An 11533-nucleotide genomic window follows, 5' to 3' on the forward strand; every position below is an offset into this window, starting at 1 on the left:
CGCCCAGTCCTCCACGCTCAGCACCTCCCGATGCTTCCGGAAGGGGTCAAAATTCAGCCGGAACCACGGGGTCAGTTTTCAGGCGGAGCCGACACCACTTCGCGGAGCACGAGTCCAAGGGTTTGGGAGCGACGTTCTGCTGGCAGCGCTGCCCATGCTCTCCGGGCGTACGCCAGTCCGCCGGACCGATCACCGGCCTTGGTCATCAGGAGTGCTCGGTGCGGAAGATGGTGTCGGCGGCCTCGACGGTGGCGGTGTGACCGGCATGGGCGATGCCGGCGTGGATGCGTTGACCGGCAATGACGAGGCTGCCGCGGCTGCTGACCCGCGCGGCTCGACGACGAGCTGCCCCCAGTCAGTCCTTCTTGAGACGTTGACCCAGCGGCTCTTCCAGCGCCTGGCACAAAACCTCGTACGCGGGATCGACCTTGAGCCACAGCAGCTTGTGGCAGCTGCCATCGCGCATCGTCAGGGTCAATCGGTCCGTCATGATTCCGCGGTGCAGTCGGGCCTCGGCCACGGTGTCCAGCGCGAGGACCTTGTTGGTGGGGTGGGCGGAGAGGATCTCGCTCAGGGGCAGGGACGCGGCCTGCGCCTCTGGCAGGGGGTGGGGAACCGTGCGGCCGTTCTTGTGAGCACGAGTCTCCTGCAGGGTCAGACGACGCCGGACCAGGAGGTCCGGTAGCAACCACAGCTCTCCGTGGACCCAGTCCGCCCATCCGGTGGTGCAGCTTCGGGTGATCAATCGTGCGCTGTAATCCACAGCGACACGCTAACGCTCGGTGTTGTGGTTCGCCGAACTGGGCGGCGCCACCTCAGATCCCCATCAGCTCGTCGTCGTGCCAGACGTCCTCGTGGCCGGGCGCCAGCAGCACCCGCCAGCCCGGCGGGAGAGCCAGGTAGGGCACGAGTTCCGGTGCGTGGGTGTCAAGGTGTTCGATGTAAAGCGGGTCGAAGAAGTGGTCGTCGTCCTGCGGGATCTCGGAGCCGCGCCACACGAACCAGCCATTGCTCCTGCCGGCGATTGGATGCCGCAGGGCGTTGAGCGGCTCCAGGTGATGTGGGCGTGACATGGCGAAGCCGACCATCGTCCGCTGTCCGGGCGGCGACGGCTCGACTCCGAAACGTCGACACAGTTCGCGTTGGGTGGTCGACGTTGCTGAGCCTGACATGGGCCGACGCCAACTGATCATGCCACCCATGATGCGGAGGTGAATCTCATGCATCAAAGGGGAGTGCGGGGGGCGGCCGGCTGCCGACGCACCGTCTCTCTGGGGTGCCGTGGGTAGGTGAATCCACCCTCGAGACTTACTCCGGCAGCGGGGGAGGGGCGAGCCAGGCGAGGGGTTGTCCGTTGATGGCGGCGTCGGCGAGGCGATGCGCACTCGCGGTCTTGAGTGCTGCTCGTGAGCTGTCGATCCAGCGCTGGACGTCGTCGATGCCCTGGTGGCGGTACTCCACCGCCTGGACGAGGCATTCCAATTTGTCGGCGTCGCGGGCGACGATGGCTTCCATTGTCTCGCCGGCTTCGTATTCGGCGACGGCGGCGGTGATGACGTCGGCGACGGCCGGTGGGCAGCCTGCGACCTGGTCGGCGGTGACGGTGGTGTTGGGTACGGCGGTGAGGTAGCGCTTGGCGATGTGCGGCATGTCGGTGATCCGGGTTTCCTGGGTGTCGTGCAGGACGCACAGCATCGACACCCGGGCCGGGTCGGCGCCTTCCATGGCGGCGAGCATCATTCCGATGAGTGCGGTTCGGAACGAGTGTTCGGCGATGGACTCGGGGTGCTTGACCCCGGCGAACCACCAGCCGGTGCGGGCGGCCCGTTTGAGGACGCCGGCTTCGAAGATGAAGCGCATCGCTCCGGTGGCGTGGTCGTCGCTCATCTGCCCGTCCCTGTGCCGGTGAGTCCGTCCGCCCGCAGGCTGTAGACGATAGAGGTTAGTTCCTGTCGTGACTGTGCGGAGATCCGGTCGCTGTCCAGCAGGGGGATGCTGCGGCCGAGGAGTGCCCGGCCCTCGGCGGGGTTGTCGGGAGCGAGACTGCGTCGTGCGGTCAGCAAAGCCCAGATGTTGTGGATGTTGAGGTCGACGAAGGCGTGCCCCGGATCGAGACGCTGGACCAGGTGCCGAAAAAGGACTGAGCCATGCCAGTCTGCGAGCGCCCCGGGCATGAACGAGTCGTCGCGCTGGCGGTACGGGATCTCCCCTACCCAGTAGGCGGAGTAGTTGAGTGCTGCTCGCTCGCAGGCGTCGTCCGGGTGCGCGCGGGCAATGAAGTCACGCAACGGTTCCGGGTCGCCCTGGTTGGCCAGGGACGTGACGACGGAGCGGGCGTCCGGCCACAGCGGTGACCAGGTGTGGAAGGTGGTCACCCGGCGGACGCGGGTGGTGCTCCGGACGAGCCATCCTGCCGCCGTCCTGGTGGGATCCATGCCGGCGAGGAAGCAGGCCTGCCGGTGCAGCAGCACGCTCGGGTCGCGTCCGGTGGCGGCGCGTTCGGCGAGCACGTGAAGGTGCGCGAAGAACATGCGTTGCTGGTCGACGGACAGGGTCGGCCCGGATGCGACCGGACCCCGCCGCGGGTGGGTGAGAGAAAGCCCTCTGGCGAAGGTCGGTGTCTGCCCGAGGACGGCCCAGAGGATCAGGTCGGTCAGGCGGTGGGTGAGTACGGACCAGCCGAGCGGCTGCTCGGCGATGTCGGAGCGTTCCACCTGCTCGTCAAGGACTGCGGCGAGGATGACGTCTGCCTCGACGGCGTCGTCGAGTGCCGCGAGCAGGGTCACGTTCGCCCCGAGCCGGCCGAGCCTGTGCCGGGCGGCGATCGCTTGCCCGAGGGGCACAGCCGTGAATGGCCGGCGGCCGGATTCCCAACTCTGCACGGTCACGCGGTCGACGCCCAGTTCGGCGGCGAGCTGCTCCTGCGTCATCGGGATGGACTCCCGGATCAGCTTGATCAGGTAGCCGGTCACCTCGCCCCGCTGATGAGCTGATCGTCCGCTACCTGCCATACGACATCCCTACGTTGACCGCTGGTCGACGTTCGCCCGTGAGCCGCCCTCTGCGGCGGGACACCGGGCCTGCTCACTCGTACTGCCGGTGAGTCCAACCTCCGTCGTCGTGATCGTAGCGTCGCAGTTACCGAACGTTCCAGGTCCGGTCCCGTGGTTCGGGGTCGGCCATGCAGTGCTGCCCGACGGAGGGAGTCAGTGATGCGGGACCGGACACCACCGTGGCGACGAGTGTCCTACGAGCAGTACCTGATCGCCGTCGCGATGACCCTGGCACGGCGACACCGTCCGGCCTGGTCATGGCGAATGTGGACGTGGGTCTGTCGGTGTGGGGCGGGTCTGCCCTGTCGCAACCGACATCGCATCCCAATCAATCGAGGGCACTGGCCCAACGAGGAGGAGCAGTGACCAACGAGGCGGAACAGCGGATCCTGGCCGTGCATCTGCCCGGGATGGACGGCCTGTGCACCGGTTGTCGAGCGTGGTGGTCGCGGCTCACGCCGTACCCGTGCTGGCAGGTGGACTGGGCGACCAGCCGGCAGGCGCGATCGCTGACGGCGGCGTTGCTCGGGGGCCGCGCGTGACCACCCACGGTCCGGTGCTGCCGATCTGGAGCTGTGGCGGCTGCAACGCGCCTTGGCCATGCCGCACCCGGCAGGGAGAGCTGCGTGCGGAGTTCGACGGCGCTCCCCTGTCCCTCGCTCTCTACCTTGGTGCCCAACTGGTGCGAGCCTCCGAAGACCTGACCTGGTTGCCGGCGGGAACGTTGCACCGACGGTTCCTCGGCTGGCTGAGGTGAGCATCCTCGACCGTGTCACTCGGCGTAGGCGTTGGCCACCTGGAACGAGTCCTCGTAGAGGCGGAACTGCCAGCATCGGCCGCACCATCCCGGCGATCGCCATCGCCTCGATCCGGCTCGACGGCCCGCTGCTGCTCGGCCTTGGCGGCACGCAGATGACGCTGCTGGCGCTGACCGTCGTCACCGGCGTGCTGACCGTGGTGCCCGGCCGCGCCACGGTGCTGCAGGGCGGAGTCCACCTGGTGCTGCTGGCCGCGTTCGTCTTCCTGGCGGCGAGCCCCTGACGCCCTGGTGGGCGAACGCGTGACGATCGCACCGATGAGTTCCGCTCGTGCGATCCGTCCACGCAGGAGAGGTCCACGCCAAAACGGAGGAGTCGAACGTGCGCAAGGTCGTCGTGTACGAGCTGTTGTCCCTGGACGGCGTCGCGGAGAAGCCCGACGGGTTCTTCGCCCACTGGGACGACGCGATGGAGGCCAACCTCGGCGCCGTCATCGCGGCGCAGGACTCGGTCATTCTCGGCCGGCGCAGCTACGAGGAGTGGGCCGAGTTCTGGCCGGGCAGCGACATCGAGCCGTTCGCGACGTTCATCAACGGGGTCGCGAAGTACGTCGCCACCTCCACACCACTCGATCGGGCGTGGGCCAATACCACGGTGGTCGACGGCGACCTGGTCGAGTTCGTGCGGGATCTGAGGAACCGACCCGGCGCCGACATCGGCGTGCACGCGAGCATCTCGGTCGCCCAGGCACTGCTTGCCGCGGGCGTCGTCGACGAGCTGAGGCTGGTGATCGCACCGACGATCGCGGGCAGCGGGCGAAAACTCCTCGACGGCCTGCCGGCGATCGGGCTCGAGTCGATCCGGAGCACGACCTCACCGACCGGCCATCTGCTCGTCGACTACCGCGTGATCGGGTAGCCGGTACTAGTCAACGTCGAGGCGGGCCGCGCGGGCGTGCAGGTAGCGCTGCCGGGCCAGGTTCGTCGACCGGTCCGCCGCCTCCCGATACGCGTCCCGCGCCCCGGCCCGGTCGCCGAGCAGCTCCCGCAGGTGCGCGCGTACCGCCGGCAGGCGGGGGTCGCCGGTGAGCCGCCGGTCGGCCGCGAGCGCGTCGACGAGGGTCAGTCCGGCCTCCGGTCCCCGGCTCATGGCGACCGCGACGGCATGGTTCAGCGCCACCACAGGGCTGTCCGAGACCCGCATCAGCACCTCGTACAGGGCGGTGATCTGCGCCCAGTCGGTGTCGGCGGCGCTCGGGGCCTCGTCGTGCAGCGCGGCGATGGCGGCCTGGAGCTGGTACGGGCCGGGGCAACCCCGGGCCAGCGCGGCGGTGACCAGGGCGACGCCCTCGGCGATCTGGTCGTGCTTCCAGAGGCGACGGTCCTGCTCGGCCATCGGCACCAGCTCGCCGTGCGGGCCGGTGCGCGCGGGCGCGCGGGCGTCGGTGAGCAGCATCAGGGCGAGCAGCCCGCCGACCTCCGGGTCGTCGGGCATCAGCCGGTGCACCAACCGGGTAAGCCGGATCGCCTCGGCGGACAGGTCGGCGCGTAGCAGGGCCGGGCCGGCCGTGCTGGCGTACCCCTCGTTGAAGATCAGGTAGAGCACGTGCAGGACGGCCGCGAGCCGCTCCGCGCGCTCGCCCCCGGCGGGCATCCGGAACGGCACGCCGCTGTCGCGGATGCGCTGCTTGCCGCGGGTGATCCGCCGCGTCATGGTCGCCTCAGGCACCAGGAACGCCCGGGCGACCTCGGCGGTGCCCAGCCCGCCGACGGCGCGCAGGGTGAGCGCGATCTGCGACGCCGGCGACAGGGCGGGATGGCAGCAGAGGAAGAGCAGCACCAGCGTGTCGTCGGCGTCGTCCGCCGGCCGGTCCGCCGGGGCGGCGAGGCGGTCCGCCGGGAGGACCCGCGCGGCCACGCCGTCCTCCCGGCGCCGCCGGGCCTGCTCGGCGCGCAGCAGGTCGGTCAGCCGCCGGGACGCCACCGTGATCAGCCAGGCGCGGGGACGCTCCGGTACGCCGTCGCGCGGCCACGCCGTGGCGGCGGCGATGAGGGCCTCCTGGGTGGCGTCCTCGGCACTGTCGAAGTGGCCGTAGCGGCGGGTGAGCGCGCCGAGGACCTGCGGCGCCAGTGCGCGCAGCAGGTCCTCGACACCTCGGTCGGTCACCGGGCCACCTCAGCCGTCCAGGTCGTCGATGCCCTCGGCGATCGGCCGGACGTCCACGTACTCGCCGGGCGCGTCCGGGTTGACCAGGCCCGCGGCGATCTCCACCGCCCGGTCGACGCTGGCGACGTCGACGACCGTGTAGCCGGCGAGGACCTCCTGCGTCTCCGGGTACGGCCCGTCGGTGACCACGGGCACGCCGCCGCTGAGCTGGATCCGCCGGGCGTGCACCGGGGCGGTCAGGCCCTGGGCGTCGACCAGCTCACCCGACTCGACGAGCTTCTGGTGGAACGCGGTCATGTGCTCGTGCATCGCGGCGACCTGCTCCGGCGTCATCGCCGGGCCGTCGGTCGGGCGCCCGGCCATCGCGTCGTAGTCCCGCTGCGAACCGTAGAGCATGATCATGTACTTCATGGCTTCTCCTTCCGCGGTGCGCCCCGTGCGCTGCCACCCGGGACGTCGAAGCCGTTCGCGGATCCCGGACATGTCCCGCCCGCCGACATTGCACCCCGCGCCGTCCACGGTGAACCGGCGACACGCCACGGGCGTAGATACAACCGGTCGGCATGGCGGACGGGCCGCCGGGGTACTGCACGACGACGAGGCCGACGCCGGGAGGGCACGATGAGGACGCGGGCGCGACGAGGGTCGGGAGGGTCACTCGTGGGCCTGGCGGTGGCGCTGGTGGCGGCGGTCGGCTGCGCCGTCGGGGGAGTCTCCGAGCCGTCCGGTCAGCCGGCCCCGGACCAGCGGTCCGCCGACCGCGACCCGTCGACGACCCGCGCCGACGGCACCACCAGCGTCGAGGAGTTCGAGGACGACGTCGTGACGGCGCAGCGCATCGCGGAGCGGTACTGGTCCGAGCAGTTCCGTGCCTCCGGGGAACGCTTCCAGCCGGTGCGGCGGATCCTGCCGTACCAGCGCGACGGCGAGGTCGCCTGCGGCGGGCAGGAGATCCCCCGCAACAACGCCGTCTACTGCTCGGCCGGCGACTTCATCGCCTACGACATCCGCTGGTCGGTGGGCGCGTTCCGGCAGATCGGCGACGCCTTCGTCTACTACCTGCTCGGCCACGAGTACGCCCACGGCATCCAGACCCGGCTCGGCATCCGCTACGAGTTCACCATCCAGCAGGAGCTGCAGGCCGACTGCATGGCCGGGGCGTTCCTCGGCGACTCGGTCCGGGGCAAGGTGCTGGCCCTGGCCGACGGCGACCTGGAGGAGTTCCGCGAGGGGCTGCTGGCCGTCGGCGACGACCCCGACCAGCCGTGGTTCGCCGAGGGCTCGCACGGCACCGCCGAGCAGCGCACCGAGGCGTTCTTCCGCGGCTACGAGCGGTCCCTGGACGCCTGCGACCTCACCTGAGCGCCGGTGGCGGCGTAGCTCACCCCGGCCGGCACCGCCGTCGCCGGCCGGAGGCCGGCTGGGAGGATCCTCCGGTACGCCCACCCGAGGAGGATCCGCTGAGCAGCCACCATCCCGCCGCCGTGCTCTTCGACATGGACGGCACCCTGGTCGACAGCGAGAAGCTGTGGGACGTCGCGCTGCGCGAGCTGGCCGACGCGTACGGGGGCAGCCTCTCCGACGCCGCCCGCAAGGCGATGATCGGCACCAGCATGGCCGCGTCGATGCGGATCCTGCACGAGGACCTCGGCCAGCCGGAGCGGGACCCCGAGGTCAGCGCCGCGTGGATCGACGCGCGGATCCTGGAGCTGTTCCGCACCGGGCTGCGCTGGCGGCCCGGCGCGTCACCGCTGCTGCGGGCGGTACGCGCCGCGGGCATCCCCACCGCCCTGGTCACCTCCAGCGGCCGGGCGCTGGTCGAGGTCGCCCTCGACACGCTGGGCCGGGACAACTTCGACGTGGTGGTGTGCGGCGACGAGGTCGACGCGGCGAAGCCGCACCCCGAGCCGTACCTGACCGCCGCCCGCATGCTCGGCGTGCCGATCGCGCGCTGTGTGGCGATCGAGGACTCGCCGACCGGAGTGGCCAGCGCGCTCGCCGCCGGTGCCGCGGTGCTCGCGGTACCGGCTGAGGTGCCGCTGAGCCCGGCCGACGGCGTACACCAGTTGGAGAGCCTCACCGCGGCAGACCTGGAGCTGCTCGCGGCCCTGCTCGGCGAGCCGCCGCCGCTGCGTTGAGCGTTAAGAAGGGCCCCCTGCTCTACGCCAGGCGTTAACAGGGGGCCCTTCCTTACACCTCAGTCGTGGGCGATGGCGCCCAGGACGTTGATCCGCGCGGCGCGGACGGCGGGCAGCACCGCGGCCACCACCCCGACGATCGCCGCGAGGCCCAGCATGATCAGCATCTGGCCCCAGGGGAGCACCAGGTCGGTGATGCCCTCGTCGCGGAGAGCCTCGACCACGGCCGCGCCGAGGCCGGTGCCCACGGCGAGGCCGAGCAGCGCCCCGAACACCGAGATCACCACCGCCTCGACGGTGATCATCCGCATCGTCTGTGCCCGCCGCAGGCCGATCGCCCGCAACAGACCCAGCTCACGGGTGCGCTCCAGCACCGACAGCGCCAGGGTGTTGACGATGCCCAGCACGGCGATCACGATGGCCAGCGCCAGCAGGATCTGGATCATCCTGAGCAGACCGTCGAGCTGGCTGGTCTGCTGCTCGACGAACGCGTCCCGGTCGGCCACCGACACCTCGGGGCTGTCCGCGAGCAGCGCCTCGACCTGCGGCTGCACGTCGGCCACCTGACTGCCCGGGTCGAGCTGGAGGAAAGCCTGGATCGGCTGCGGGACGGCGAAGTCCTTCGCGGCCTCCTCCGGCAGCACCACCGGGTTGTTCAGCTCCGAGCTCTTGTAGATGCCGGACACCGTGTAGGTGCGCTGCTCACCCCGGGTCAGCTGCACCGGCACCGTCGAGCCGACCGACAGCCCGCGTTCGGTCGCCACGTCGGAGCTGACCAGCATCTGACCCGGTCCGACGCGGCTGACGTCACCGGCGACAACCTCCGTGCCGAAGATCTGCCCCTGCGCGGCGACGTCGCTGGACGCCGACACCCAGGTCTGCTCGCCGCCGACGATGGCCAGGTCGCCGTACTCGCCGTCGACCAGTCGCACACCGGGCAGCGCCGCCGCCTTCTCCAGGACGCCCGGGTCGAAGCTCGGCGGCCGCGGACCGCTCTGCACCCCGGCGATGACCAGCTCGGCCTTGACCCCGGTCTCCGCCAACTTGCCGAAGCTGCCCTTGGCCGAGTCCAGGATCACGGTGACCCCGGTGACCAGGGCGATGCCGACCATCAGCGCGGCGGCCGTGATGGCGGTGCGCCGAGGGTTGCGGCCGGAGTTGAGACGACCGAGCTTGCCCGGCACCGACCAGGCGAACAACGCACCGAGCAGGCTCACCACCGGCCGGCTGATCAGCGGGGTCAGCAGAGCGACGCCGATGAACGCGAACAGCACCCCGCCGAGGATCGTGGCGAGCGTGTTGTCCCCGGCGTTGCCGCTGAGGCCCAGGAAGAGCAGCACCGCGCCGATGCCGGTGACGATGCCACCGGCCACGGTCACCTTCGTCAGCGGCCGGTCCGGCGTCGCCACGTCCTGCATCGCGGCGATCGGAGGGATCCGCGCCGCCCGCAGCGCCGGCAGCAGCGCCGCCACCACGGTGATGACCAGGCCGACCGCGAAGGCGCCGATCACCGCCGCCGGGGGCACGGCGACACCGGCCAGGTCGAGCCCGCCGGCCACGTTGCCGAACACCCACGCCAGCAGCGCACCGATGCCGATGCCGGCGGCCAGGCCGAGCACCGAGGCGATCAGGCCCACCACGACCGCCTCCAGCACCACCGACCCGATGACCTGCCGGCCGCTCGCGCCGATCGCCCGCATCAGCGCCAGCTCACGGGTGCGCTGCGCCACGATGATCGAGAAGGTGTTGAGGATGAGGAACGTGCCGACCAGCAGCGCCACCGCCGCGAAGCCCAGCAGGATCCGGTTGAAGAAGGTCAGCCCCTCCTTGAGGCTGGCCGCCGAGTCCGCGGCCAACTGCTCGCCGGTCTTGACCTCGTACTCGCCCCCGAGCGCGGCGGCGACGTCGTCGCGCAGCGCCTCCGGGGTCACCCCGTCGGCGGCGGTGACGGTGATGCTGCTGAAGGTGTCGGGCTGGCCGAGCATCAGCTGCTGCGCCACCGGCGTGGTGAAGAAGACCTCGTTGAGGCCGCCGATCGAGTCCCGGTCGCCGCTGTAGCCGACCACACCGACCAGGGTGAACGGGCGGGCCTTGGACTCGACCGCGGTCAGCACGCCGACCTGCTGGCCGACCTGCACCTTGGCGGCGGTGGCCAGCGCCTTGTTGATGACGATCTCGTCGTCGGCCTGGGGCGCGCGGCCCTCGCGCAGCCGCAGCAGGTCGCTCTCGCCGGTCCAGTTCTCGCCCAGCTGCGGCGGCCCGAACGACGTCACCACCTTGCCGTTGCTGCCGATCAGGCGGGCACCGTCGGCGGCGACCACGCCCACCGCGTCGGTCACCCCCGGCACCTGCTTGACCCGGTCCACCGTCGTCGCCGGAACCGGGGCGGCCACCTGCTCGCCCTGCACCTCGCTGAGCGCCACCTTCGGCTTCGCCGCGACGTTCACGTCGATCTCGGAGGTGCCCTCGGCGAAGACCGCGTCGAAGGAGCGGCCAAGGGTGTCGGTGAGCACGAACGCCCCGGAGACGAACATGACGCCGAGGACCACCGCCAGCCCGGACAGGATCAGCCGGAGCTTGCGGGCCAGCAGGCTCTTCAGTGTCGCGCGGAACATCAGCTGCCCACCTCGGCCGGGGTGTCCAGCTTCTTCATGGTGTCCAGCACCGTCTCCGCCGTGGGCTCGATCAGCTCGGAGACGATCTGCCCGTCGGCGAGGAAGACCACCCGGTCGGCGTACGCGGCGGCGGTCGGGTCGTGGGTGACCATGACGATCGTCTGGCCGTACTCGCGGACCGAGGTGCGCAGGAAGTTGAGCACCTCCGCGCCGGAGCGGGAGTCCAGGTTGCCGGTCGGCTCGTCGGCGAAGATCACCTCGGGGCGGGAGACCAGCGCCCGGGCACACGCCACCCGCTGCTGCTGCCCACCGGAGAGCTGCGCCGGCCGGTGCTCCAGCCGGTCCCGCAGGCCCACCGTGGCGATCACCGTGTCGTACCACGCCGGGTCCGGCTTACGGCCGGCGATCGACAGCGGCAGCAGGATGTTCTCCTTGGCCGTCAGCGTGGGGAGCAGGTTGAACTGCTGGAAGATGAAGCCCACCTTGTCGCGCCGCAGCTTCGTCAGCCCGGCGTCGCCGAGGCCGGTCACCGTGGTGTCGCCGATCGCCACCGTCCCCCGGGTCACCGAGTCCAGCCCGGCCAGGCAGTGCATCAACGTCGACTTGCCCGAGCCCGACGGACCCATGATCGCCGTGAACCGGCCCCGCTCGAACTCGGCGGTGACGCCCCGCAGGGCGATGACCTGCGCCTCACCGCTGCCGTACACCTTCCACACGTCGCTCGCCCGGGCCGCGGCCTCTGCCTGCGGTCCTACCGTCGCCGTCACTTTTTCTCCCTCTTCCGTCCGTCTCATCCGCGCCGC

The 11533-nt window shown here is 70.9% G+C and carries 12 protein-coding genes and 1 pseudogene; 5 read left to right on the plus strand and 8 right to left on the minus strand.

Annotated elements, in window-relative coordinates; all coding sequences use genetic code 11:
* Positions 1–355 precede the first annotated feature (355 nt).
* The 4 genes from ACIBR0_RS18500 to ACIBR0_RS18515 all read right to left on the minus strand — a co-directional run bounded on the left by ACIBR0_RS18500 (position 356) and on the right by ACIBR0_RS18515 (position 3011).
* The gene (locus tag ACIBR0_RS18500) at positions 356–763 is read right to left on the minus strand and encodes a hypothetical protein (protein WP_396717083.1); all 408 of its coding nucleotides are present in this window, start codon (positions 761–763) and stop codon (positions 356–358) included.
* Positions 764–815: 52 nt separating this feature from the next.
* Entirely contained in the window at positions 816–1073 is a 258-nt protein-coding gene (locus ACIBR0_RS18505) for a hypothetical protein (RefSeq protein ID WP_396717085.1), read from the minus strand.
* A 235-nt stretch (positions 1074–1308) separates the two neighbouring features.
* Complete coding sequence (locus tag ACIBR0_RS18510; protein ID WP_396717087.1) at positions 1309–1887, minus strand: HD family hydrolase; 579 nt, start codon at positions 1885–1887, stop codon at positions 1309–1311.
* Positions 1884–3011 carry a helix-turn-helix domain-containing protein gene (locus tag ACIBR0_RS18515; RefSeq protein ID WP_396717088.1) on the minus strand — a complete coding sequence of 376 codons (1128 nt, stop codon included), beginning with the start codon at positions 3009–3011 and terminating at the stop codon, positions 1884–1886. Before ACIBR0_RS18515 ends, ACIBR0_RS18510 begins: the two co-directional genes overlap by 4 nt.
* 404 nt (positions 3012–3415) lie before the next feature.
* Here ACIBR0_RS18515 and ACIBR0_RS18520 point away from each other — a divergent pair, with 404 nt between their 5' ends.
* From ACIBR0_RS18520 to ACIBR0_RS18530, 3 genes and pseudogenes are all read left to right on the plus strand, one after another.
* Positions 3416–3595, plus strand: a complete 180-nt coding sequence (locus tag ACIBR0_RS18520) for a hypothetical protein (protein ID WP_396717090.1) — start codon at positions 3416–3418, stop codon at positions 3593–3595.
* A 280-nt stretch (positions 3596–3875) separates the two neighbouring features.
* Positions 3876–4094: pseudogene (locus ACIBR0_RS18525) on the plus strand (ionic transporter y4hA); the annotation flags it as partial.
* Between the two features lie 98 nt (positions 4095–4192).
* The gene (locus ACIBR0_RS18530; RefSeq protein WP_396717092.1) at positions 4193–4729 is read left to right on the plus strand and encodes a dihydrofolate reductase family protein; all 537 of its coding nucleotides are present in this window, start codon (positions 4193–4195) and stop codon (positions 4727–4729) included.
* A 6-nt stretch (positions 4730–4735) separates the two neighbouring features.
* Here ACIBR0_RS18530 and ACIBR0_RS18535 read toward each other — a convergent pair whose 3' ends face one another.
* The gene (locus ACIBR0_RS18535) at positions 4736–5977 is read right to left on the minus strand and encodes an RNA polymerase sigma factor (RefSeq protein ID WP_396717094.1); all 1242 of its coding nucleotides are present in this window, start codon (positions 5975–5977) and stop codon (positions 4736–4738) included.
* A 9-nt stretch (positions 5978–5986) separates the two neighbouring features.
* A complete protein-coding gene (locus ACIBR0_RS18540) occupies positions 5987–6388 on the minus strand; it encodes a YciI family protein (RefSeq protein ID WP_396717096.1) in 402 nt (133 codons plus the stop codon).
* Between ACIBR0_RS18540 and ACIBR0_RS18545 the strand changes: the two genes are divergently transcribed.
* Complete coding sequence (locus tag ACIBR0_RS18545; protein ID WP_396717098.1) at positions 6281–7339, plus strand: neutral zinc metallopeptidase; 1059 nt, start codon at positions 6281–6283, stop codon at positions 7337–7339. The genes ACIBR0_RS18540 and ACIBR0_RS18545 overlap by 108 nt on opposite strands.
* 122 nt (positions 7340–7461) lie before the next feature.
* The gene (locus tag ACIBR0_RS18550; protein WP_396717100.1) at positions 7462–8115 is read left to right on the plus strand and encodes an HAD family hydrolase; all 654 of its coding nucleotides are present in this window, start codon (positions 7462–7464) and stop codon (positions 8113–8115) included.
* A gap of 59 nt (positions 8116–8174) precedes the next feature.
* Here the strand turns inward: ACIBR0_RS18550 and ACIBR0_RS18555 are convergent, their stop codons facing one another.
* The gene (locus ACIBR0_RS18555) at positions 8175–10730 is read right to left on the minus strand and encodes an ABC transporter permease (RefSeq protein WP_396717102.1); all 2556 of its coding nucleotides are present in this window, start codon (positions 10728–10730) and stop codon (positions 8175–8177) included.
* Entirely contained in the window at positions 10730–11497 is a 768-nt protein-coding gene (locus ACIBR0_RS18560; protein ID WP_396717103.1) for an ABC transporter ATP-binding protein, read from the minus strand. The genes ACIBR0_RS18555 and ACIBR0_RS18560 overlap by 1 nt, the downstream gene beginning before the upstream one ends.
* Positions 11498–11533: the final 36 nt, after the last annotated feature.

The organism is Micromonospora sp. NPDC049497 (assembly GCF_044465805.1).
Lineage (GTDB): Bacteria > Actinomycetota > Actinomycetes > Mycobacteriales > Micromonosporaceae > Micromonospora.